Here is a 22,599-nt window from a genome sequence, read left to right as displayed (position 1 = left end):
TATGAATAGAAGTCTACTAAAAGCACTGCTGCTCTTTTGCTGCATCCTGACTTTGTCGGGGTGTCGCAAGGAGGAGCAGTGCCAATCTATTCGCATCGTACATACCACTGATGTGCATGGTCGCCTATTCCCCTATGACTTGGTCAATGACCAGCCTAGCGAAGGAAGCTATGCACGGGTTGCTGCCTATGTGCAGGAACTAAAGGAGAGCAATCAGGAAGTGTTGCTCCTCGATGCAGGAGATATCCTACAGGGCCAGCCTACAGCCTACTACTATAATTATATTGATACGGTGGGAGTGCCTCCGTTGGCTACCTTTTTCAATCAGTATGGGTATGATGCCATTACGATGGGTAACCACGACATAGAGACGGGGCATAGCGTTTACGATAAGTTTGTGACTCAGCTTAATATCCCTGCACTTGGTGCCAATGTGCTGAGGGAGGAGAGTGAGGAGCCCTACTTCCAGCCTTTTGTGATCGTCAATAAGGGTGGACGAAGGATTGCGGTGATCGGAACCACTACACCTAGTCTTACTGACAACCTGCCGGCTCACCTTTGGAGCGGTATGAAGCTGACCGATCAGGTGGAGACGGTTCGTAAGTATGTAGACGAGATAAAGGCCTCGAAGCCCGATATGATTGTGGCTTTGATCCACAGTGGTAGTGGAAATAGAGACGGTGCTTACTACCCCAAGGCAGAGCATGTGGGCTATCAGATGGCACGTGAGGTGCCAGAGCTAGACTTAATCCTTTTGGGGCATGATCATAAAGAGTTGCTGGACTCAGTAGTACATCAGAATGGAAAGGTGACTTACCTCCTTAATCCTGGTAGTGATGCCATGAGTGTAAGTGATACTGAGGTATTCTTCTGTAAGCAATCTAATGGCGCTAGTTCTATTAAGATCACACCTAAGATTGTCTCTCTTAAGGAGGTAGAGCCCGACCCTTCCTTTATGGCGAGCTTCGCAAAAGAGCGTGAGGCGGTTGATGCATTTATTTCGTCACCAGTAGGGCATCTGACGGAGAATATCGATGCGAGGAGCTCATTCTTCCGCCCTGCGACCTTTACCGACCTTATCCATCAGGTGGAGCAGTTTACCTTCCCAAAAGCTGAGATAACCCTCACGGCACCATTGGACTTTAATGTCCTATTAAAGAAAGGAACCATCTCTATTCGTGACCTATTTAAGCTCTATCGCTACGAAAATAGCCTTTACCTAATGCGTCTGTCGGGTGAGGAGGTGCGTGGAGCTCTAGAGGAGAGCTACGACCGCTGGATACAAACCATGTCGGGCCCCGCTGATGGCTTGATTCAGATCAATGAAGAGTACTTTGGTGGTCAGTATTTGGCTACAGCTCATCCCACATACAACTTTGATACCGCTTCGGGCATCACCTATACGGTGGACGTGCGGAGACCTCGTGGAGAGCGGGTAAGGATTACCTCTGTAGGGGTGGCTCCATTTGACCCTCAACGCACCTATTTAGTGGCGGTCAATTCGTATCGTGGTTCGGGCGGAGGTGGCTTGCTTACCAAAGGTGCTGGCATTCCAGTTCAGGAGTTGCAGGATAGAATTGTGGAGACAACGGAGCGAGACTTAAGGCATTACTTTATGCTCTTTCTGCAGAAATACGACCCCTATACGCCTACCATTAAGGCAAAGTGGTCGTTCGAACCAAGAGAGTGGACGGAGCCTGCTATACAGCGAGATAGCACCACTCTATTTAGTCATCTAAAGCAGTGATACTATGAATAGCTTATCAAAGGATAATTATTGTGTGATCATGGCTGGCGGAGTGGGGTCCCGCTTTTGGCCTTGGAGTAGAAACGACCGACCGAAGCAATTCCTAGATATAATTGAATCTGGGCGGACGATGATACAGGAGACTTTTGACCGCTTTGACCCCTTTATCCCGGAGGAGAATATCTATGTGATGACGGGGAAGCAGTTTGAAGCTCAGATGCTAAGGGAGCTGCCTGCCCTGCACCCTAGTCAGATCCTTACTGAGCCTGAGCGACGAAATACCGCTCCTGCCATTGCCTATGCTGCTTACAAGATCGCCAGCATTAATCCCGATGCGGTGATGATTGCCTCTCCTGCCGACCAGCATATCCAAAATGTGGGTCTATTTAAGGAGACGGTGCTCAAGGCAGCCGACTATGCAAGAGATCACCACTGCCTGATGACGATTGGGATTGAGCCGACTTATCCAGCTACAGGGTATGGGTATATTGAGATGACGGAGCAAGCCAAAGCTGATGGCATCGGTCCGATTATCCGTTTTCAGGAAAAACCCTCTGAAGAGGAAGCAATCAAGCTTTTGGCAACGGGTAACTATCTTTGGAATTCAGGGATATTCATCTGGCGAGTGAGGGATATTATTGAGGCACTGGAGCGGTATCTTCCCGAGGTGGCGGTCCTTTTTGCCGAGATTGATGCTTATGGAAGTGCCAATGAGACGGAGGCGGTGGCAAGAGCCTTTTTGGCTTCGCCATCCATCTCTATTGATTATGGGGTGATGGAAAAGGCCGAAGGGGTTGCTACCATTCATGGGGCGTTCGATTGGGATGACCTTGGTACGTGGCAGAACCTTTACCGATACCAAACCCAAAACCCTCCTCAGGTCAGTGATAAGGCACCTGCAAAGGGCCGATTGATACTCGATAATAGTCCACATACCATGGTGCATCAAGGGGTGTCAGGAAAGGATGTGGTGGTGATAGGGCTGGAGGACTACCTAGTGGTGGACTTGGAGGATACGCTCCTCATAGCCCCTAAGAGTGATGAGAAGAAGCTCCACGCTTGGATGGATACCTACGCAAAGAAGCTGAAGAAGTAGTTTTCACCTTTTTTCGGCTCGAAATCAAAAAAGAATGAGCCGGAAGGTTGGTGATATCAAATATTTTAGTATCTTTGCAACACTTTTGAGGCTCTAACGAGTTCTTCAAGGGTAAGGAGAGGTGGCAGAGTGGTCGATTGCGGCGGTCTTGAAAACCGTTGAGGTGCGAGCCTCCGGGGGTTCGAATCCCTCCCTCTCCGCTTTAAGTACTCTGGTAGCACCGCCAGAGAGCACTGCTGAAAAAGTATAAGTATCGTAATTCCAACGAGTTACGATACTTTTGTTTTATAGACCTCTACCTCTTCAGAGTAGTTACAGAGATAGCCGAAACGCCCAAAATACTCTCCAATGGCTACAATCTGGCTACACTTTTTTCTCGCAAAAAATAATTGTAGCCAAGAGTACGTAGAGAGTCTGTTTAGAGTACTTGTACATTGCTGTAGTTCAAACAATTATGTGCAACTTTGTAGGCGAGTTGTAGAGAGTTATCAGCACCGTAAATGTGTAGCTTTTCCGGTCGCAAACTTTCTATGCTTGGCTACAATAAAAACAGACAATGTATGCAATCAATTTTCAGAACAGCATTCTACCTTCGCAGCAACTATGTGAACAAGGAAGGAAAAACGCCAGTAATGCTACGCATCTATCTCAACAATGAGCGGATGTCACTAGGCTCCACTGGCATCACCATCGTGCAGTCCCAATGGGATCGCGAAAAAGAGCGAGTAAAAGGGCGTCACACAGAAGCTCTAAATACCAACTTGCAACTGGATAACATCCAAAGTGGTTTACAAGCCATCTTTCGCAAGTTAGAAATGACTGATGAGCTTTCGTTAGAGCGTATCAAGTCAGAACATCTTGGCAAAAAACAAGATATAGATACCATTATGCAACTCTTCGACAAACACAATGAAGATGTTGCAGCTCGAGTTGGCATCTCAGTCTCTGCGCCCACTCTTCAAAAGTATAAGGTCTGCAAAAGACGCTTTTCTGAGTTCCTAAAAGATAAACTCAGACGTAGAGACCTCAAGCTCACGGAGCTAACCTATATGATTATACATGATTTTGACCTATACCTACGCACGGTGGTGGGGCAAAATCCTAATACAGCCACTAAGACGATGAAGACCTTCAAGACTATCGTCATTTTGGGGCAAAAGTTGGGCGTACTACATCACGACCCTTTTGTCAACTTCCGATTTCACTTAGAGCCAGTGAATCGAGGGTTCTTGACTGATGAAGAGGTCTTACAGATTGTCAACAAGGAGTTGAATATCCCGAGATTGGAGCTGGTACGAGACATCTTCATCTTTTCCTGCTTTACAGGTTTAGCTTACATTGATGTGGCTAATCTTACACCCGACAATATCGTGATGCTTGGTGGCAAAGAGTGGATTATGACTAAGCGACAGAAGACAAGCGTGGAGACCAATGTGCTGCTCCTCGACATCCCTAAGCGCATCATCAGTAAATATAGCCACCAAACTTATCGTGATGGCAAGCTCTTCCCTATCCTTAGCAATCAGAAGACCAATTCATACCTCAAAGAGATTGCAGATATATGTGGTATCAAGAAGAACTTGACTTTCCACCTAGCTCGACATACCTTCGCGACAATGTCACTGAGCAAGGGAGTTCCGATAGAGAGCGTATCTAAAATGCTGGGGCATACCAATATCCGAACAACGCAAATCTATGCCCGTATCACCAATAAGAAGATTGAACATGATATGGAGCAGTTTGCTGACAAACTAGGCAAGTTCAATACGGCTATGGGTATCGGGGAGAATAACTGGCAATAAGTGCAACCATTAAAACCAAATAAGAAGATGAAGACAACGAATAAGAAAGAACTATCCTACTTCCGCTTAAAGCTGGAGAGCTACCTTAGTGAGCATTTTCCTGAAAAGGTGGAAGACAAGCCATTTATCACGGCACGAGCTGATGAAGCTCTTACTACCTACTGTGATGCTGTAGAAGAAGGATTCTCCTATCCCGAAGCAGAGAGTATGGCGAGTGAAGTGCTGTATCGTGACCTGCATTTCTCCAAATACGACACGCTGGTGTCCGTCTTGGAGAATGAGTTTGAAAAGGAGCTACCCTCCCCACTCTCCGAACGACTCTCTCAGATACTTCTCGGGAACAAGGCGATACAAAACCTATTTGACAAGTATAACCTTACGGATGACTTTGTTGCAACACCTGAGTATGATACGCTCTACACAGAACTGACAGGAACAGTTGTACTTCTTATTGAAGCTAATCAACTTCCCACGATAGGCGATGTGAGTGCATTAGAGTAGACAATGTAGATTATCCCTATCTCGTAAGCCTTTTGAGCTTCAAGAGCCAAGATAGTCTCTCTGCTCCATACGTCAAGAGTATATTCTATCTCTTGTCTTTATGTCGCATAGTCTCTTAGCTCTGCTCTTGAAAACTCTAAAAGACTCCGAATATGAATAGATCTCTCATGAACAAAGACCTGCACAGTCCAGCCTTCATACGGGCAAGTGTTCCTGCAGATAAAGAAGAGCCACTACAAGTTGCGTCCCAAACAACTTCGAGCAACGGCATCAAATGGTCTCGCATCATCCGACTTACCTTACTTATGGGTATCCTATCGGGTGGAGTGTACTTACTCTCTAAGTTAGTCACAGCACAGGTCGTAACGGCTCTATTGATACTGATTGGTTTTGTGGTACTACGATTCATCGTCCGTACCGTTCTGCAAATCACATTTACGCTTCTACGCTACCTCTTTTGGATTGTTGTACTAGCCGTAATACTGCTTTGCGTGCTATGACATAGCACCTCTATCACTTCTGAGAAACAACTCTTTGGGTGACTAGCTCTCTTGCGAAGCTGGTCTCCCTTTTTGCTTCTTGTGTTTAGGCATTGCACTTCTGCTTCTCAGTCATAGTTCCCCAGTTATGCAGTGGTCAAATCGGAAGCTGATTCTTTTTCATCGCAAAGGTAGTACGGGGCTTAAAGACTTTCCCAAGGTCAGGCCATTCGGTTTGTCTGGAAAATCTCCACACCTATGCTGTTCGCTTCGGGTAGTATTTTCCGCCAAAACCTTGTGTAAGTCTCGCCCCGCTACCTTGTTTTTGCTTGAAAAAAGGAATCAGCATACTCCGATCTTTGAACGCATAAAAAAAAGGTCTCTTATGAATAAGCAGAAAGTAAACATGACATCATCAATGAAAGAAAAAGGATATAGCTCCTCCTCTCATTACCGCATAAGTTCTGAGTTTGAACAAAGTGAGCAGGCGTTGGCTACCAAGTTCGTCCATTGGGACGTCCCCCCATTGGAAAGCCTTTGTGACAGCTCTGTATATCTCCTGAGAGCAAAGCTTAATCGTGGCGAGCGAATGAGCCGTGAGGATAAGAATTGGCTCTGTGAAGCAGTGAATAACAATACCTGCTTCCGCTCTGCCGTACCGCTACAAGGATGGCGATTTGACTTCATCGATGTATTGAAGAAGTACCTCGTCAATCAATATGGACAGTGGACAGAGTACTATGCTCCCGACCGCACCAGCCTACGCAACTACCTCTATGGACCTATCAACCAAATCGTAGAGATACCCAAGTACTAACAGCACTAATACCGATAAGACAATGAAAGGAACAGAACAATTTACCCGAACGATAGCCGAATACCTTAATGGACGTGCGATGACAGACCCTTTGTTTGCACCCAATCTACAGAAGCCCCATAAGAACATAGAGGAGTGCATTCTCTATATCTTGAGTGAGGTGCAAAGAAGTGGTTGTAATGGCTTTGCCGATGAGGAGATATACTCAATGGCAGTTCACTACTATGATGAAGATGATATAGAGGTGGATAAAGTCTCTGGTTGCAATGTTGTGGTCAATCACGTTGTAGAGCTCTCCGAAGAAGAGAAAAAGCAAGCACGGCAGGAAGCTATCAAGCAATACCAACAAGAGGAACTTGTTAAATTGCAGAAGCGAAACGAGCGACCCAAGAGAACTGAAAGGCCCGAGACAACATCTTCTACACAACCGCAACCCACACTATTTGACACCCTTGCCTTATGAAACCTAGGAACAAGTTTGAGAAAGCCGTATTGGCACGGAGTACGAGACTATGCCCGATAACAAAAGCGCAGCATCAGTGGGCATTCCGAGAGTGCATAGACCACTTTGCCTTCCGCCTACCCAAAGGTCGTACGACTTGTATGGATTGTGGTCATAGTTGGACTTTAGAGCAGCCTATAGATACTTGCACTTGCCCTCAATGTAGGGCAAGGTTGCAAGTCAAGACAACAAGAATGCGGAAGCTACAACAGAAGCAGTACTTCACGCTACTAACCACTTGTGGTGAGTATCAAGTGTTGCGGATGTTCCTCCTCGTGGCTGAAATGGAGAAAGGTTGCAGAGCACAGAGCTCTGTCATTGAGATTGGGCATTATTGGTGGAACGATGCAGGGAGACAAGCACTAGTAGCCATACAGCGGACTTTTGGACATTACATTGATAGCTTCTCTTTTTGCTCTCCGATGGCTATCCGTAATGATAGCGAAGCTTACCGATATGTAGCCTATTCGCAGATATATCCGAAGCTAAAGGTTACGAATAGGCTTTATAGAAATGGCTTCAACGGAGAGTTTCACGGCATAGCTCCTACTCAACTCATCCCAGCTCTACTTACTGATAGTCGTGCAGAAACAATGATTAAAGCAGAACGACACAAGGATTTAAGACATCTCCTATCAAAGAGCAAAGGGCTTGACAACTATTGGAACTCATACAAGTTGACACTTCGTCACCACTACATAATAAGCGACATTGCCTTATGGTGTGACTATGTAGATATGCTCAAACGATTGGGTAAGGACATCCACAACCCGAAATACATCTGCCCCTCCGACCTCAGAGGAGAGCATAACAAACGAGAAGCGGAGCTGCGCAGACAGCGTGAGCGGGAGGCGATGGAGCGAAAGCGGAAAAAGGCAATTGCGGACGAGGAGCGTTTTCGTGAACTCAAATCAAAGTTCTTCGGCATCTGTTTCACGGACGGCACAATACAAGTACACGTCCTGGAGAGCGTGCAGGAATATATAGACGAAGGAACTGAATTGCATCACTGCCTATTTTCAAATGAGTACTACCTCAAAGAGAACTCGCTCATTCTGTCTGCTACCATTAAGGGCAAGCGAATAGAAACGATAGAGGTCTCTCTTGACACCCTACAAGTAATACAGAGCCGTGGCGTATGCAACCAAAACAGCACATACCACGACCAAATTGTGAACCTTGTCAATGCCAATCACCAGCTGATAAGGGAAGTTGTACGATGAAGGTCGGTAAAGGAGTATTTCCCACTAAGTTTATTTCAAGAGTTTGATATGCTTCTTTATTTTCTTCATCGCCCAATTGTAGTGACTTGCCGTTACCGAGACACAATATGCTCCAAGTGTAGATGTCCCAGTCCAAGGCAATGAGCCTTTGGCAAAAAGCTCATCATTGGAATAATTTCCTATCAAAGCCATTACAGCATTATGAGACGCTTTCAAGTTTTCCTTTGCTTCCTCCAACGATGTGCTTTGGTGCTTCTTCCAAAACTCAATATTCAGTGCAGGGTAAGTTCTCCAATTGTAAGGTTCGGGAAGAAAAGGCTTAGGCACCCCATTGCTATTGGCTTGAACCCAATTCAATAGCAGATTATGCCACTCGTACAAGTGTACAAGTACATCCCTTAGGTTCTTGTCTCTTCTCCAATGTGTCTCCTTACCGCTTGTAGTCATTTCCACTGCAAAAGGTGTCGCTTGTTGCTCCCCACTCATACTGTCGATGAGCTTCCACATCCTCACAAATTGTTGATTAGCAGATGTCATCAAATCCGCCTTTGTTATAGCTCTTGCCATATCTCTATATTCTTTGTTTGTCTCAAAGGTAAGTAAAAGGACGAAAATTCGGAACCTTGTTCGTAGATTCAATAATCGAGTAGGAGGTAAACACTAATCATAGGTGTTTATCTCCTACTTTCGTGTTTACCGACCTCTCACACCACCGTACGTGCCGTTCGGCATACGGCGGTTCCTATTTTTGGATTCCATTCGAGATATAAATCCATTAGACATACGTAGCCTTGCTTCTTGAGTGCCTTATTGGATATTGCCCTCGCAAGAATCGGACTATCTCCCACACGCCAATAAGCCAAACGTGTATTCCCCCATTGATAGGCTTGCCATTCTGCAATACCACACTTGATGAGGTTCGCCACTTTTGTCTTTGGGTTCTTCCAGGCTTTCCATATACACATTCGTATGCGTCGCCTTAACCATTCATCGGTTTCCAAGCAAAGACGTTTCATATTGGCAAGATGATAGTATCCCATCCATCCTTGGATGTACTCTTTCAGCTTCTGCTTTCTCTTGGCATATCCCCATCCATTGCTCCGGCTTGTCAGTTCTTTTAGTCGTAACTTCATCTTTGCCTTGGATTTGGGATGTACTGCGAGTTGGCATTTGCCTTTGTGTACATAGAAGGAGTAGCCGAGATACTTCACTCCTTTGACATATGAAACAACTGTCTTTTCCTTGTTTACCTTGAGAAAGAGTTTTCCTTCAATGAACTTGGTTATTGACTCTCGTACACGTTCTGCTGCTCGTTTGCTTCTGCAGAATATCATCGAATCGTCTGCATAACGTACATAGGGGAGTCCTCTGCGTTCGAGTTCTTTATCCAGTTCGTTGAGCACTATGTTGCTGAGGAGTGGACTCAGTGGCCCTCCTTGAGGAGTGCCTTCCTCACTCGCTTCGAACAAGCCTTTGTTCATTACACCACTTCGGAGATATTTGTGTATAAGACTGACCTCTCTGCCGTCTTTTATCGTACGACTGAGGATTTCTATAAGTTTGCTATGGCTCACGGTATCGAAGAAGCGTTCAAGGTCAAGGTCTACTACATATATGTAGCCTTCGTTGATTATCCTTTGCGCTCCTCGTAGTGCGTCATGGCAGCCTCTTCTCGGACGGAAGCCGTAGCTTGTCTTGGAGAATTGGTTCTCATAGATGGGAGTCAATACTTGGTTGATGGCTTGTTGCACCAACCGGTCTACCACTGTAGGTATTCCCAAAAGGCGCATCTTGCCGTTGTCTTTGGGTATCTCTACCCTCTTGACCGGGTTCGGACGGTAAGAGCCGTCCAGCAAGGAACTCATGAGTTCATCCTTATTGGTCAAGAGCCATGGGAGCAGCTGCTCGCACGACATCTTGTCGATACCACCACATCCCTTATTCCTCACTACTGCCTTGTAGGCTTTGTTGAGGTTGTCGGGGATAAGGATTATTTCCAATAAGTGCTCCTTGTCGAATGGAACTTCCACGATGTTGTCTTCGGTCATCCACATGAAAGTCTGCACTCCCCCATACCTTTCGGATTCCGTCCTATTCCTTTTGGGGCAGTCATTAGCAAGGGCTAATGTTTTCTGCATTCGTTCGTTCATTTGGTAACGTTCAATTACTATCGCTTAATTGTTAGGTTCGGTCCTTCATGGAGTGCTACCGATTACTCCACTACTATGACCTCTGCTGACTTCTCACGGCAAGCTTTACTCCGCTTCTTTCGTAAAAACAACTATTGGAAACGTCCGTGAGACCTCCTCGGATAAGAACATTATCTTTCCACCTTATACCTACTTCATTTACACCAACCATTCCGAATAGCTATCGGGCTTTGGTTTGTTGTGCAACCTTGCCCACGGTCATATGCCTTATATGAAGTTTCTGTTCGTTAGGTCAGATGTTTGCCGCCAGCTTCCTTCAGATTTCACCTCACGATGAACACCCTTGCTCTTGGCTATGTAATTCCCGCTATTAGGGCTTACTCGGGACTTCCACCCGTTAGATAATGCTCATGCCGAGCGTACACAAAAGCCCCCAAAAGGGTGCCGACAGACGGCAACACTTTCGGGGGCTTCTTTTCTTTGTCTTTGAGTACGAGCAGGCGACCAAAGCAAAGAAGCAAAAGAAAGTCGCAAAAAGTTCGTATTATTCAGTTATCAATTATCGGCTTTACAAATTCAATCAATGAAACGGCTCCTTGGATGGCTTTAACTGTTATTTGCATAATCATGCCATCGCAGTCTTCTAAATCCATAGGGACATTGGTTTCAAAAGTAGTCGGTTGAAGCTTTCCACCATCAATAGCAATATTATCAGCATATAGATAAGTTCTATTTGATGTATCTAGGATAGGATTTAGCCGTCCTTTTAATCCAGGTATATACCCCGTACTTTTACAGATTATTGAGCCTATGTTTTCAGATGTGTGGAGACTTACTTGAATATTGTAATTAGGATCAACTTCATCTAATATGTATGCGGGATGATTTGCATCAGCAATAAACAACCGATATCTTCGTCTTACATTTATCTTGATACATGCAAAGCCTTCATCATTGGTTTTGGCGTTTAAGAAGGTGTTATTATCGGCAATTAAATATATGTCTGCTCCAACAATCGGGTTTGATTTTTCATCAATAATATTGACCTCAAGATTCGATGGGGTTACCTTTGGTATCTTAATAAGGGGTGATAAGCTGTTTCGTATTTGCTCACTAGGAACGGATCTGCCACTTAGAATAAGTTTTCTAAAAATAATCTCACAAAATTCTTGGGGATTTTTATCAGCTAAAGAAATGTAACCTATAGTCAATGGGATCCCAGGGATTTCAGTCTCATCAAATCTTGCTGGAAGGATATATTCACGGAATTCTTGGAAAGCACGGCTCTGCATAGATATTCTCTCATGATTTGTCCATAATTTATCGTTGTAACTCGAAGAGATAAACATTATTGTGTAGAGAGCCTTGTTAGCATAAATATCATTCAGATAGTCGTAAAGGTTTTTTCCCCACAAATTTGCTTCTTCAAATCTGTCATAAAAAACACTTACACCTTTCGATTTCAATATGCTTGCAACTTCATTTACATATTCTCTATCTTCACCAGCAAAAGATAAAGCCACATCATAGTCAAATTTTTGTTTCATTTTTTCATTGTTGGTATATTTGTCATAGGAGTCAGAAGATTCTCAATATATCCAGTCTTTTAAATTCGTTTGCACATCAGCATCTTTCACGAAAAAGGCACCATCTTCTTCTCTAACAGCTGGATATATCTCTAAATAAGGAGCTATTTCTACATTGTAAGGATTATATACGCAAATCTTACCCCTTAACGCATGAAAGAAACCAAGCTCCCATGGCATCCATTTGGAGTTTTGACTAGCTTCCGTATGAACATAGAGTAAAGCCTTCGAAGATTTTAGTCTCTCTTTAATTGCTTTGGGCACATTCTCATTGGTAAGTTCCCTTTTTAATGCATTTCTATCGCTAACCCAATCAATATAAACATTGACATTGCTATGATTCAAGATAGATTTTAGCTTCAAAAGTAATTCACTATCGAGAGAACTATGAGACAGAAACAAATCGTATTCTTTCACTTGCTCTAGCTGAGAATTATAAATTAAACGAATCAACTCATCTGGAGTTTCTATTTTATGCCACCAAAAAGGATGACAACTATTGATACTATAAGATAAAATGGAGTTGTTGAAATGGATTTCATCGCTTTAATTGTGCTATAAAATTGGTTACACCCTCCTTTGAGTTCTTTTATTTTGTATAAGCATTCTGTGTAATCTTGTTCATTGTAAATCTTGTCAAGAAAATTATTTCGTGATGCGATACATAGTCTCTCTAAGCCCAAATAGTAACAGTCAAGCAAGTAAAACAATCCAATTGGAATAAGACAAATCCATGCATTAGGGAGCTCCATATTTTTATCTACCAGTAACACCAACATACCTGCTACAAGGGTAATAGTCCAGTTTTTACAATTGGCACTGTTCCCTGCCATTCTATTAATAATCCCTTGAAGCATAGCAATATAATCTTGTACTACGGGGCTTTCTAAAACCTCCAACCTTTTATTACTGTTCATTTTGTTGTTTTGTTAAATAGTATAATATGTCTAAAGCGTGAGTCCTTAAGTCCTTAGAATACTTTGGGTATTGAATGTTATGTATTTCTTTACTCCAACATTCTTCCCATTTTACTAAATCATGAGCATTAATACTTGTAAGATGAGCTGTTGGTAATTCATATTGAAATCTGGGCATTTTTCCGCCCTTGGAGAATGTTCTTTGTCCCTCATTAAGAGCTATTGTTCTATATGTGGTCAGTCCCTTTTTTCTTATGAGTTGAGATGTCATAATCTCCGAATAAATCCATGGAGACTCTGTTGTGTTGATGATTGAATCAGGTGTAATTGAGTTAGGAGTGTTTAGAAAAAACAGGCATTCAGCGTTATCAATCATTTGGCTAAGTGCAACAGAAAGCATCATATGAACATGACTCGTAGAGTAGTTTCGTTTTTCATAACTATATGTACCTTTTGCGTTCTGAAAGCAGTAATTGTCGTCAATTATTCTTAATAGATCATTTGAGTACCCCCAAAGATATGAGTCAATAAAAGATGTTATCCTATAAGTATCCCACAGCCACCCAGCAAGTGCAATTGCAAGATCCTCATCCCTATGTGAATGGGAAATAAAAATATCAACCTCTACTTGTGGAAACCAATTTTCTTTTAATTTGCTTCCGTCAATTGTCTTTCCATCAGATAAAACGAAAGATTTCAAAGTCTCTTGAACCTCATGTTTTTTTGATGACATTATATCTTCTCCTTGTTGCTTATAAAGATCAAGATATTCTTGTGAAGAAAAATCTTCAACTGAAAATGCTAATTGATATCCTCGATACATAACATTGTTTTTGGCAAATGTACTCAATTATGAGGAGAGTGCATATTACATCTTCTATTATAATTACTTGGCGGAGATTCCATGGCTAATTCCTATTTTGAGGTGCTGGGGGAGAAGCCACCCACAAAAAAGGAATTAGCCGATTCCATATTAAATAATATGCGCGAATTATTAGGTTAAGAAAATTAAGGTGACTAGCTATCAGAGCCAATCGCCTTGCAAAGTATCAAAATCAAGCCTTATGATCACTAATCTTCTCTCTTACTATTGAAGTCAAACGATAACTGTTCCATTTGCCCGAAGTTGTCCTCCACGTAGATGTCAATCGTTTGGCGGTCGGTAGAGAGTGAAGTGTAATAGAGACGGAAGGCATCTCTCGTTAGTGGATAGCGGTCATTCGGTTTGAATACAGTGCCATCATCCATCTTCAAGCAACCCTTACCATCCGGCTGGAAGTAACGGATCGTGTATTGCGTATTGGCAAAGCGACCACTTCTTTTGAGGCTACAGCGTATTTCAGCCGTTTCCCCCTTAGCTATGGAGTTCTGCACCGGCATCACTTCGAGTGAGAAGTCGTAAGCCTGCTGTACATCCAGCTCACGAGTACAAGCAGATAGACAAAAGAGGGCGAGGGCAATCCCTCCCACAGCCCATATCGTATTCACTAGGAACTTTTTCATTGTTGTTGGTAGTTAGATATTGAACTTGAGTCCTGCTGAGATAGCAGGACGAAAACGATGCAGGTCAGAGCCGAAGAGCAGTCGCCCTTGAGCTTTGAGGACGAAGAGCAGATTGTCTGTTAGGAACAGTTCCACCGAGCTATGTATCGCCCCTCCATAAGTAAAGCGAGATCGATCAAGGAGTGTAGCCCCATCAGGTAGCATCCGTTTATCCTCGTTCAGCTCTTCGTAACCGCAGAGAGCGGATAGCCCCAGGTAGCCAAAGACATTCTTCCCCCTATCTGAGAGTATCGGGTGCATATAGCCGAAATGCAGTAGCGCATCACGCAGTGGAACATTGTAAGAGCGATAAGTCAACCCTTGCTGCTCATACTCCGCCAAGAGAAAAGCGTAGTTCGCCCGCTTGAAGTAGTGTGCGAACTCAAGACCTACCCCAAAACTCTCCTTTGCGAATAGTCTCTCCCCCTTGATAATCGGCATAGAGCCGACCAGCTCAACGCTATTTTGCCTAGGGATTAGTCGCTGTGCGTACGATGGCATAGCAGCAGTCATAGCCACCATCACGCAGACCATCATGGATAACCATCTCTTCATCACCACTTCAGTTTAAGATTGTCAATCTTCTTAGTGAGCAAAAGGTCTTCAGGCTCCACATAGAAAGTGAGCGTGCGACTCCCGTTTCGCTCGTAAAGCGTCACTTCAAGCTGCTTATCCTCCGATAGTGTGAACTGCTCCAAAGCAAAGACTATTCTCTCAGAGCGTCCCGCCCCAATCCACATCACCTGATGAAAGGCACGTAGAGGCTGTAGCATTCGCTCCTGTATAGCTGTATGCTTCGCCACCTTCTTGTCCACCACTTTGAACGTGATAAAGTCCACCGCATACGGCATATTAGACTCATTATCCATACGGACATGGAAGTAAAGCAACCCATTGTGGGCATATAAGCCACGAAGTAAGAAACGCATCCCGAATTGCTTTGCTCCAATATGCTTGATAATTCGCTTATCATTTTGGTAGATGCTCTTCATAATCAGCTTAACCAATATGGGCGACTCACTTCCCAGCTCTTTGAAGTAGATGTCCGCACGATTGCTCGGCAGTCTTCTCTCCGTAGGAGATAGAAAGTCCTTCATCTCCATGCTGAGCTTCTCTGGTTCATCCGCATACTTCACATGTAGGCTCGGCAATGGGCGCCTTGCCACCTTTCGGTGGTAGGTTTCCCATGGCCTGCCCCCGAACCGTACGTGCAAGTCTCCCTGCATACGGCTCTCCACTGGTAATATCAGTTTATTTGTCATGGACATGAATTTTTGCATTACAATGTTTGCATACAGCCAATGTCTTACGCCATTTCTTAATCATCAGTCGGTGCCATTCAGTATCGGTATTTATACCTCTGAGCTTACGGACTTGATACATTATGGTCTTGACATTAGTTGCTCCACACAATTCACATTTGCGCTCCATAAGTCTCTCCGCAAGAGTAGGGAAAGGAAGTACAAATGTGTTAGGTAGATTATCGCAGGTTGCGTCTTTGTCCGGCTCTTGCCTCGCAAAGCCATCATTATAGAATATTCGGAACTTGGTTTCTCCTTTCTTTGCTTGATAGGGTATCGCCAAGTCATGGTCTCTTCTGTACTTTCGTATAACCTTGGCAGTTGATGAATTTAGTTTCTTTGCCAAAGTTTTGCAGAAACTATATCGCATTATGTAACCGAATTTACTTCCTGCATAAGAGATGTTGTCCGCAATCCTATAATATTGGTACAAACCTCTGATTTCAGTTGTATAGCGTGCGCAGATTGTAGCAGGGTCTTCTTTGGTCAGGTAATTGCGTGGCATGGCATACCAAATTTCCTTTCCATTGATTACCCTAAGTTCCATTGCTTTCAGTTCCAATAATTTCTTTTGGACTGTGGCAATAGGCAGAGTCAGCATTATGCGTCCGCTGAACGGTCTCTTCAACCATCCCAGCTTATTTCGCTTCATGGCCTCGGATTTTCTGATAGAGATTTCATACCCAAGAAACTTTGCAGAATCCTGTGCATTAGTGATTAAGGTCTTTTCTTCGGATAATTCAAGTTTTAGCTTGTCTCTCATGAAGTTTGTAAAGTCCTCTTTCATTCTTGCGCAATCTGCTTTACTACCAATTACACCGATTAGAAAGTCATCGGCATATCTGATATATTTAAGTCTCTTGTAGTTACTATCCATTGCCATAGATGCCGGCACTCTCCGTGTCTTTGCTTCCATCTCTTTCAGTTGTGTCAGCAATTCACGTTTCGTGTCTTCATCAGTGGCGTTTCGGATAGCCTTGCGTAATCTTACAGCCTTTCGACTATAACTTGCGTGGAGTGGGTTTTCCCGCCTTTTCTTACCCTTGTCAAAAGATTCCGCATATTCACGCATGTATTTGTCGAACTTATCAAGGTATATATTAGCCAAGATAGGACTTATTATCCCTCCTTGAGGAGTTCCCGAATACGTCTTGTGAAATGTAAAATCTTCGATATAGCCTGCCTTTAAGAATTTCCATATCAGTCGAAGAAATCTTTCATCTGATATGCGCTCACGAAGAGTTTCAATCAGAATATGGTGGTCAATATTGTCGAAGAATCCTTTGATGTCACCTTCGATAAACCAATTCGCACCAGTGAAAAGAGTTTGGATGGAACGCAAAGCCGTATGACAGCTTCTTCTTGGTCTGAATCCATGCGAGGTATTCTCAAAATGCCCCTCATAGACAGCTTCAAGAATAAGTCTAACGACCTCTTGCACCATCTTGTCTTCAATTGATGGGATGCCCAATGGTCTTTTCTTCCCATTCTTTTTAGGTATATAGACTCTTCGGGCAGGCGTTGGCATGTAACTTTCATCCTTTAGCGCAGCTATCAGATGTCCTATTCTATCAACACTCATTCCGTCAATGGTCTTGCCGTCTGAACCAGGTGTCATGTTGCCCGGTTTCGCATAAATGCGCTGGTAGGCTACATAAAACATCTGTTCATTGAATAGGATGCGGTACAACCTTTCGTACTTGTAATGCACATCTTTGCTATGTGCAGATAAACTGTTTAATATGGTCTCTGGATTTCTCATACGTCTCACACGTTATCGTTTGACAATATTAAAATTACCGAGCTGTTCCCCTTTGCCATGTACGTGGCTTTCCCACGCTCAGACTACTACGGGAACTCCGTTGCCATGCGGAGTTTTCAGAGCCTATGCTCATAGCCTTTCGGCATCTCCGTGTAGGCAATCCCCATTTAGTGGCCTTGATAACTTGGCTTGACAGACTGTCGGATGCAACGTACATCCTTTTCCGTTCTCTGACGGATATGTCGCAGTAAATTCCTTGCCCATCACTCCATTCAATAAGCGTGGGTACTGCGAGGCAACGTATGTAACTGCTTTCCGTTGCCACCTCTACATTAGTCATAGGACTATTGTTCAACCAATCAGGCTTCATCCTTGTGTCTGTCTTTTCCCATAGCAATTCAGTCGCAGTTTAGCAATTAACTGACTTATCGCATTACCGACATGCTTCACTCCCCGTTTGGTTTCCCATTCGGATAAGTCGGTATGGGATAGGTTTATAAATTGGAATACTAACCTAATCACTTGCCAAAGTGATTATTATCAAGCCCCTATTATGGGCGCACTGAATGCGTAGAATGAGCCATCCTCGCAGATGACACTCATATTGGTCTCCGTCTCAAACTCTCGGACGGCAGCCTTTACACGCAGCACATTCTCCGCATCGTCAGCTTTCCCAGCAATAATGTTTTGCGACCCGAGGTCTACATAGCGTATAGCTGCAGGAAAGATGAGATGCACCGTCTTTTCAAACGTGACCTCCAGCCCGTAGGGCAACACGACCCGTCCATTCGGTATCGATCGGCTCATCCCTTGGTAAAGGTCTCCGCTACTCAGTAGTTGATTGTTTTCCTCCACTTGTTGTGCCATAGCGGGGAGCGTTATCGTAGCACAAACTACGATAGATAAAATCCATTTCTTCATAAGTATATCAGTTGTTATTGTTAGAGTTCTAAAAGCTTACTTCGTCTGTACAAGGAATAGTCTATATCCCCCTTTGAGCGTCACCTTAATCGTGCGGAGCTTCTTCTGTAGTAGTTGTCCAGCTCCCTGCATCACCCCTCTAGTCACCTCGGAGATGATTTGGTCCTTAGCCGATGAGGAAAAGGTGAAAGAGGTTCCCATCGATCCCCCGACATTTGCCCCCATCTCCTTGAGCGCTGACACCTCTTCAGAGCCGGGAATATAGACTCCCATCTGTCCGTCTGTATCATAGGCAGATAGTTTGACCGGCAGAATGCGACCATTCACCTCTATGCTCTTAATCAGTAGCTGCATTCGGTTGCCATCTATCTTTGCTTGTGCCATCAAGAGACTATGCTTCGGGATTGAAATTTGCTGTACACGAGCGGTCTCCAGCAGGCGAAGAGCAACGTAGTCACCCTCTTTGAGGGTCGTTGTTTTGTCCACCACTACACAAAGGGTATTGCGCTCGCCCGAGTGTGCGGAGCTATTAGAGAGCGAATGAAAGCTCATATTCCGCTCCTTGGCTCCGTACATCTCCATAAACTCCTCGTCACTCATTGGCTGGTCCAGTGCTGAGACCAACGGCTTGTGGTCAGCTATTATCTCCATGGGAGCCTCTTCCTTGGTAGCTCCACCGCTAGGCGGAGATACGACCTGAGACTGCTCACCCATAGGCAGAGCTCCATGGGCAGGAGATGCACCAGCTGCAGGTAAGTACTTAGCCGCCATTTGGTAGCTCTTCTCCATAAGAGCTAGTTGCTTAGCTTCCTCATCATCGTCTTGTTGGCTAAGCTCGTGCAGTTCACGTCTGAGGTCATCAATCTCCTGTTGCATAGCTTCTCGCTCCTCCTCATAAGGGTCAGAGCCGTAGAAGTCCGCTAGCAGACGATTGTTCTCCTCGTAGCGTTGCATCGAAGACTCAATCTTATTCCCAACGACCGCTTCCTGCGGGTCGCTCTCAGACGAGTTTCCCTCCTGCTGAAAGTACTCCGCCAGTCTCCCCACCTCCTCACGAGCTTGCTCCTCTTGAGTTGTATGGTCAACTAGTTCATAGGCTTTGAGTTTATTCTCCGTAAGCTTTTCGGTCGTAGCTTGTGGTATGTTGTCATTCAACCCCTCACCAGCGTCCGGTTGTTCCTTTGTGGCGGGTGCAAATATAAACCACATAGCAAGGGCAAAGATAATCCCTAGCCCTGCGAAGACTAACACCTTCTTCAATTGTTCTTTCTGTTTATGCTCCATAGTTACTAATCGCTAAATGTTCCATTCTCTTGATGTAGGTTGTATCCCTCCGTATCGGGCTGTCCACCGGCTCCCCCATAGGGATAGGTGGTATCTCCTCACGGTGTGGGAGGAAGAACTGTGCCACCATCCAGATTGAGCAGGCTAGGTAGACGAGACTCAGTCCGTAGACAATAATCTGTCGCTGTCTGTTCGTTAGCATATTGCACCGCTCTCTTAGCCGTACTTGCCCCCTCAAATAGCTTCTTCTGAGGGTAGGTCTACTTCTCCGCTTCATAGTCTTATCGCTTGTAAGTTTGGATGTCACGATTCTCTCGTACGAGGAAGTGCTCCATCAGAAACCCTTGCGGATTGTTATCCGAGCGAACTGAGTTTTGTAGCGAGCAACTAGTCACCAAGCTCCGCTCCGTGACATTGCTCTGTCGGATAATAAACTGCCGAGCGAAGGTGGTTACTTCATAGGGGTATGAGTCAAAGTCACACCGTATGGAGTCAATCTCTATACGTTGGTTGACATTGCCCGAGATAGCTCGATTGTAGTAGCCCTTCTCCGCTAGATCCTTGTAGTAATTAAAGGCGGACTTGTCGCACAGTTGGAAAGCACGCTCCATATTCTTCTCAATAGCATCCTTGTCGGGTGCAATCGTGAAGAAAAGCTCGTGAAAGCGTCTTACATGCTCTCGAGCCTCCACCGGACGGTTCATCGAAGCGTCTTGGCTCAGAGCCAGCATCAGAGACTTCCCTTGGTCTAGTACGTACACCTTCTCACGCTGCTTCTTAGCAAAGCTGTATGAAGCATAGACCGCATAGCTACTGACCGCTATGCAGACTATCGCAAAGATGATGGCATAGAGCCTAATCTGCTTGAAAGAGGTCTCTATGTTTGTGAGTGATTTGAATTCCATATTCCATTATTCTAATTGTCTTATATCTAAAAACTTCTGAGGAGTAGTCTAGTGCCAATGTGCCTTGACACTCCAGTGCCATACGGGTGAAACTCTAGTGCCAACCCCACTTGGCACTGCAGTTTCATACGGAAGAAACTGTAGTTTCATAGGTAAGAAACTCTAGTTTCATAGGTAGGAAACTCCAGTGCCATGGGTAGGAAACTGTAGTGCCACACAGCAGGCACTACGCTTACCTTCCCAAGCTGCTATATTGACGCACATAGGAGGAGCTAATCCTACCCACGTGACCGTCATACGACCGTCACGTGGTCATCGCATCCTCATCAAGCGTGTCATAGCCACCCTTCGGCTGAAGGGACGCTATTTGCCCTTGATAAGTGCCCCTTTGATACGTCCGCCTACGTTGCCAGCTATAGATCCAGTGGCACCAGCTACCGCCTTACCTCCCGTATAGGCGCCCTGAGCACCTCGTTGCGCCGTCTGATTGACATTGCGTCCGTATGCTCCGATACCACCACCAGCCTCTATAATCCAGCCCGCTACCGTAGGAACACAGAAGTACCCCACGATACCAATCAGAAAGAAGACAATGTAGTACCAGCTACCCGAATCGGGCAGATAGTTGGGGTCACTCAATGCTGCAATATCCTTCTGCACCATCAGTACCTGTATCTTGGTGAGGAGAGCCGATAGGACAGAGCTCACGGGTAGCCATAGATAGACCGATATGTAGCGTGAGAACCAAGCCGTAAGCGACCCCGACAAGCCATCCCAAACCGCAATACCAAAGACGATTGGTCCCAGTATGCTCAGCACGATAAGAAAGAAGGTCCGGAGCGTATCAATAATCAGAGCAGCTGCATGGTATAGCAACTCTATGAGGTCATGGAGTTGCTTCATCAGCCACTGCTTTGTTTGGTAAGCAGCACGCTCGGCATACATCCCAGCGATGGTCACCGCATCGCTCGGCCCGATGATCCCCATCTCTTCTATCTTTTGGTCAAAAGCTTCATTAGAAACCAAGTAAGCCGTCTCGGGGTTACGGAGATAGGCAGCCTCTTGTAGTTTGTCTCGCTTAGCGGTCAACTTGTCTAGTTGTACCGTCTGCTTATTGACCATTCGCTCTGTACCTTGTACCACAGGAGAGAGAATCGTATTCATCGTACCCAGCACAATCGTTGGGAAGAACATAATACAGAAGCCCAGCACAAAAGGTCGCAGTAAGGGGAAGAGATCAATCGGCTCGGCACGAGACAACGAAGACCACACCCTTACGGCTACATAGAAGAGCGCTCCTAATCCCGCAATCCCCTTGGCAATGCCCGTCATCTCTCCACAGAGAGGCATCATCTCCTGATAGGTGGAGCGGAGTAATTCATGTAGTGATGCAAAGTCCATAGATCCTAACGGCTATCTTTACGTAGATGTTCTTACCAATATCGGCTCTCTGGATTTCCATAAAGCGCTTTGACCGATGCTAGATCATTCTTCTCGTGAGCACGTACATAACTCACGGAGATATTCTTTCGGGTGTAGTAAGAAACAATCGATCGATACTCACGTAGTGTCGTATAGATGCGGTCTATCATCTGCATACGCTCGCTATCATTCATCGAGAACACCTTGCTCTTAGCTACAGACTTCAGCTCCTTGAGACTCTCTCCACTCAGTTCCAAGAGTTTGGCATAGCCAGCAGCCATAGCGGCTAGCTCTGTGGGGCGGAAGTTTGGGTCCGCTAGCATCTTCTTGTAGGAGGTTACATAGATCTCTGATATGTCTCCCACCATTAGGATGCACTCCTTCACCTTGTAGGCATCGCCTATAAGGTTGTTCACCTGCTTGAGCGCATCGTAGTACTTCTTGGTGTCGTTGTACAGTTTCTCCACCTCCTTAAAACCACTTAGCGTGTTTTTGACCGTCTTCGAGGCGGTGGCAATCTCCTTAATGGAGTTAGCTATGTTGCCAGCAAAGTTCCCAGGGTCGGTAACCACCCACTGAGCGTGAGCTTGAGGGATAAATAGGCTCATTGCAAAGAGAGCCATCAGCAGATACTTTTTCATT

At 44.9% G+C, this 22,599-nt stretch carries 22 protein-coding genes, 1 tRNA gene and 2 pseudogenes; 9 read left to right on the top strand and 16 right to left on the bottom strand.

Annotated elements, in window-relative coordinates; translation table 11 throughout:
- Position 1: 1 nt before the first annotated feature.
- From MWL85_RS07890 to MWL85_RS07850, 9 genes are all read left to right on the top strand, one after another.
- On the top strand, positions 2 to 1,747 hold the full coding sequence (locus MWL85_RS07890) for a bifunctional metallophosphatase/5'-nucleotidase (RefSeq protein ID WP_244400303.1): 1,746 nt from the start codon (positions 2 to 4) through the stop codon (positions 1,745 to 1,747).
- 4 nt (positions 1,748 to 1,751) lie between these two features.
- Positions 1,752 to 2,843, top strand: a complete 1,092-nt coding sequence (locus MWL85_RS07885) for a mannose-1-phosphate guanylyltransferase (protein WP_244400302.1) — start codon at positions 1,752 to 1,754, stop codon at positions 2,841 to 2,843.
- 115 nt (positions 2,844 to 2,958) lie between these two features.
- Positions 2,959 to 3,043 (top strand) — tRNA-Ser (locus MWL85_RS07880).
- A gap of 360 nt (positions 3,044 to 3,403) precedes the next feature.
- The gene (locus MWL85_RS07875; protein ID WP_244400301.1) at positions 3,404 to 4,645 is read left to right on the top strand and encodes a site-specific integrase; all 1,242 of its coding nucleotides are present in this window, start codon (positions 3,404 to 3,406) and stop codon (positions 4,643 to 4,645) included.
- Positions 4,646 to 4,672: 27 nt separating this feature from the next.
- On the top strand, positions 4,673 to 5,146 hold the full coding sequence (locus MWL85_RS07870; protein WP_244400300.1) for a DUF1896 domain-containing protein: 474 nt from the start codon (positions 4,673 to 4,675) through the stop codon (positions 5,144 to 5,146).
- A 152-nt stretch (positions 5,147 to 5,298) separates the two neighbouring features.
- The gene (locus MWL85_RS07865; RefSeq protein ID WP_244400299.1) at positions 5,299 to 5,646 is read left to right on the top strand and encodes a hypothetical protein; all 348 of its coding nucleotides are present in this window, start codon (positions 5,299 to 5,301) and stop codon (positions 5,644 to 5,646) included.
- 127 nt (positions 5,647 to 5,773) lie between these two features.
- Positions 5,774 to 6,442: a hypothetical protein gene (locus MWL85_RS11640; RefSeq protein WP_394802097.1), complete on the top strand. Its 669-nt coding sequence runs from the start codon at positions 5,774 to 5,776 to the stop codon at positions 6,440 to 6,442.
- A 22-nt stretch (positions 6,443 to 6,464) separates the two neighbouring features.
- Positions 6,465 to 6,905 carry a PcfK-like family protein gene (locus tag MWL85_RS07855; RefSeq protein ID WP_244400297.1) on the top strand — a complete coding sequence of 147 codons (441 nt, stop codon included), beginning with the start codon at positions 6,465 to 6,467 and terminating at the stop codon, positions 6,903 to 6,905.
- Positions 6,902 to 8,167 carry a PcfJ domain-containing protein gene (locus MWL85_RS07850; protein ID WP_244400296.1) on the top strand — a complete coding sequence of 422 codons (1,266 nt, stop codon included), beginning with the start codon at positions 6,902 to 6,904 and terminating at the stop codon, positions 8,165 to 8,167. The genes MWL85_RS07855 and MWL85_RS07850 overlap by 4 nt, the downstream gene beginning before the upstream one ends.
- A gap of 30 nt (positions 8,168 to 8,197) precedes the next feature.
- On the opposite strand, the gene MWL85_RS07845 is transcribed toward MWL85_RS07850, so the two are convergent.
- The 16 genes and pseudogenes from MWL85_RS07845 to MWL85_RS07770 form a co-directional block, all read right to left on the bottom strand.
- Positions 8,198 to 8,734: a ClbS/DfsB family four-helix bundle protein gene (locus tag MWL85_RS07845; RefSeq protein ID WP_244400295.1), complete on the bottom strand. Its 537-nt coding sequence runs from the start codon at positions 8,732 to 8,734 to the stop codon at positions 8,198 to 8,200.
- A 137-nt stretch (positions 8,735 to 8,871) separates the two neighbouring features.
- Entirely contained in the window at positions 8,872 to 10,317 is a 1,446-nt protein-coding gene (ltrA, locus tag MWL85_RS07840; RefSeq protein ID WP_244400294.1) for a group II intron reverse transcriptase/maturase, read from the bottom strand.
- A 548-nt stretch (positions 10,318 to 10,865) separates the two neighbouring features.
- Positions 10,866 to 11,864 carry a toll/interleukin-1 receptor domain-containing protein gene (locus MWL85_RS07835; protein WP_244400293.1) on the bottom strand — a complete coding sequence of 333 codons (999 nt, stop codon included), beginning with the start codon at positions 11,862 to 11,864 and terminating at the stop codon, positions 10,866 to 10,868.
- 42 nt (positions 11,865 to 11,906) lie between these two features.
- Complete coding sequence (locus MWL85_RS07830) at positions 11,907 to 12,356, bottom strand: TIR domain-containing protein (protein WP_244400292.1); 450 nt, start codon at positions 12,354 to 12,356, stop codon at positions 11,907 to 11,909.
- A gap of 14 nt (positions 12,357 to 12,370) precedes the next feature.
- Entirely contained in the window at positions 12,371 to 12,820 is a 450-nt protein-coding gene (locus MWL85_RS07825; RefSeq protein WP_244400291.1) for a hypothetical protein, read from the bottom strand.
- Positions 12,810 to 13,643 carry a hypothetical protein gene (locus MWL85_RS07820; protein ID WP_244400290.1) on the bottom strand — a complete coding sequence of 278 codons (834 nt, stop codon included), beginning with the start codon at positions 13,641 to 13,643 and terminating at the stop codon, positions 12,810 to 12,812. Before MWL85_RS07820 ends, MWL85_RS07825 begins: the two co-directional genes overlap by 11 nt.
- A 248-nt stretch (positions 13,644 to 13,891) precedes the next feature.
- Positions 13,892 to 14,323, bottom strand: a complete 432-nt coding sequence (locus MWL85_RS07815) for a DUF3872 domain-containing protein (RefSeq protein ID WP_244400289.1) — start codon at positions 14,321 to 14,323, stop codon at positions 13,892 to 13,894.
- Positions 14,324 to 14,335: 12 nt separating this feature from the next.
- Positions 14,336 to 14,917, bottom strand: coding sequence for a conjugal transfer protein TraO (locus MWL85_RS07810; RefSeq protein ID WP_244400288.1), 582 nt, complete (start codon positions 14,915 to 14,917; stop codon positions 14,336 to 14,338).
- A pseudogene (traN, locus tag MWL85_RS07805) lies at positions 14,917 to 15,507 on the bottom strand (conjugative transposon protein TraN); the annotation flags it as partial. The pseudogene traN and the gene MWL85_RS07810, both read right to left, overlap by 1 nt.
- Before the next feature lie 106 nt (positions 15,508 to 15,613).
- Positions 15,614 to 17,425 carry a reverse transcriptase/maturase family protein gene (locus MWL85_RS07800; protein WP_244400287.1) on the bottom strand — a complete coding sequence of 604 codons (1,812 nt, stop codon included), beginning with the start codon at positions 17,423 to 17,425 and terminating at the stop codon, positions 15,614 to 15,616.
- Positions 17,426 to 17,986: 561 nt separating this feature from the next.
- Positions 17,987 to 18,292: pseudogene (locus MWL85_RS07795) on the bottom strand (DUF4138 domain-containing protein); the annotation flags it as partial.
- 90 nt (positions 18,293 to 18,382) lie between these two features.
- A complete protein-coding gene (gene traM, locus MWL85_RS07790; RefSeq protein WP_244400286.1) occupies positions 18,383 to 19,630 on the bottom strand; it encodes a conjugative transposon protein TraM in 1,248 nt (415 codons plus the stop codon).
- The gene (locus tag MWL85_RS07785) at positions 19,620 to 19,907 is read right to left on the bottom strand and encodes a hypothetical protein (RefSeq protein ID WP_244400285.1); all 288 of its coding nucleotides are present in this window, start codon (positions 19,905 to 19,907) and stop codon (positions 19,620 to 19,622) included. The genes traM and MWL85_RS07785 overlap by 11 nt, the downstream gene beginning before the upstream one ends.
- Positions 19,908 to 19,911: 4 nt before the next feature.
- Positions 19,912 to 20,535, bottom strand: a complete 624-nt coding sequence (gene traK, locus MWL85_RS07780; RefSeq protein WP_004330615.1) for a conjugative transposon protein TraK — start codon at positions 20,533 to 20,535, stop codon at positions 19,912 to 19,914.
- A 363-nt stretch (positions 20,536 to 20,898) separates the two neighbouring features.
- Positions 20,899 to 21,936, bottom strand: a complete 1,038-nt coding sequence (gene traJ / locus MWL85_RS07775; protein ID WP_244400284.1) for a conjugative transposon protein TraJ — start codon at positions 21,934 to 21,936, stop codon at positions 20,899 to 20,901.
- Between the two features lie 32 nt (positions 21,937 to 21,968).
- Positions 21,969 to 22,598, bottom strand: a complete 630-nt coding sequence (locus tag MWL85_RS07770) for a DUF4141 domain-containing protein (protein ID WP_004330928.1) — start codon at positions 22,596 to 22,598, stop codon at positions 21,969 to 21,971.
- Between the last annotated feature and the right edge of the window lies 1 nt (position 22,599).

It is taken from the genome of Porphyromonas somerae (assembly GCF_022845615.1).
Classification (GTDB): domain Bacteria; phylum Bacteroidota; class Bacteroidia; order Bacteroidales; family Porphyromonadaceae; genus Porphyromonas_A; species Porphyromonas_A somerae.
Note: the sequence above shows the minus strand (reverse complement) of the source record. Positions and strands in the feature narration are given on the sequence as shown.

Excerpts from the sequence above, each read along its gene's own strand:
- MWL85_RS07890 (WP_244400303.1), top strand. The coding sequence starts at position 2 with ATGAATAGAAGTCTACTAAAAGCACTGCTGCTCTTTTGCTGCATCCTG.
- MWL85_RS07885 (WP_244400302.1), top strand. The coding sequence starts at position 1,752 with ATGAATAGCTTATCAAAGGATAATTATTGTGTGATCATGGCTGGCGGA.
- MWL85_RS07875 (WP_244400301.1), top strand. The coding sequence starts at position 3,404 with ATGCAATCAATTTTCAGAACAGCATTCTACCTTCGCAGCAACTATGTG.
- MWL85_RS07870 (WP_244400300.1), top strand. The coding sequence starts at position 4,673 with ATGAAGACAACGAATAAGAAAGAACTATCCTACTTCCGCTTAAAGCTG.
- MWL85_RS07865 (WP_244400299.1), top strand. The coding sequence starts at position 5,299 with ATGAATAGATCTCTCATGAACAAAGACCTGCACAGTCCAGCCTTCATA.
- MWL85_RS11640 (WP_394802097.1), top strand. The coding sequence starts at position 5,774 with ATGCAGTGGTCAAATCGGAAGCTGATTCTTTTTCATCGCAAAGGTAGT.
- MWL85_RS07855 (WP_244400297.1), top strand. The coding sequence starts at position 6,465 with ATGAAAGGAACAGAACAATTTACCCGAACGATAGCCGAATACCTTAAT.
- MWL85_RS07850 (WP_244400296.1), top strand. The coding sequence starts at position 6,902 with ATGAAACCTAGGAACAAGTTTGAGAAAGCCGTATTGGCACGGAGTACG.
- MWL85_RS07845 (WP_244400295.1), bottom strand. The coding sequence starts at position 8,734 with ATGGCAAGAGCTATAACAAAGGCGGATTTGATGACATCTGCTAATCAA.
- ltrA (WP_244400294.1), bottom strand. The coding sequence starts at position 10,317 with ATGAACGAACGAATGCAGAAAACATTAGCCCTTGCTAATGACTGCCCC.
- MWL85_RS07835 (WP_244400293.1), bottom strand. The coding sequence starts at position 11,864 with ATGAAACAAAAATTTGACTATGATGTGGCTTTATCTTTTGCTGGTGAA.
- MWL85_RS07825 (WP_244400291.1), bottom strand. The coding sequence starts at position 12,820 with ATGAACAGTAATAAAAGGTTGGAGGTTTTAGAAAGCCCCGTAGTACAA.
- MWL85_RS07820 (WP_244400290.1), bottom strand. The coding sequence starts at position 13,643 with ATGTATCGAGGATATCAATTAGCATTTTCAGTTGAAGATTTTTCTTCA.
- MWL85_RS07815 (WP_244400289.1), bottom strand. The coding sequence starts at position 14,323 with ATGAAAAAGTTCCTAGTGAATACGATATGGGCTGTGGGAGGGATTGCC.
- MWL85_RS07810 (WP_244400288.1), bottom strand. The coding sequence starts at position 14,917 with ATGAAGAGATGGTTATCCATGATGGTCTGCGTGATGGTGGCTATGACT.
- MWL85_RS07800 (WP_244400287.1), bottom strand. The coding sequence starts at position 17,425 with ATGAGAAATCCAGAGACCATATTAAACAGTTTATCTGCACATAGCAAA.
- traM (WP_244400286.1), bottom strand. The coding sequence starts at position 19,630 with ATGGAGCATAAACAGAAAGAACAATTGAAGAAGGTGTTAGTCTTCGCA.
- MWL85_RS07785 (WP_244400285.1), bottom strand. The coding sequence starts at position 19,907 with ATGAAGCGGAGAAGTAGACCTACCCTCAGAAGAAGCTATTTGAGGGGG.
- traK (WP_004330615.1), bottom strand. The coding sequence starts at position 20,535 with ATGGAATTCAAATCACTCACAAACATAGAGACCTCTTTCAAGCAGATT.
- traJ (WP_244400284.1), bottom strand. The coding sequence starts at position 21,936 with ATGGACTTTGCATCACTACATGAATTACTCCGCTCCACCTATCAGGAG.
- MWL85_RS07770 (WP_004330928.1), bottom strand. The coding sequence starts at position 22,598 with ATGAAAAAGTATCTGCTGATGGCTCTCTTTGCAATGAGCCTATTTATC.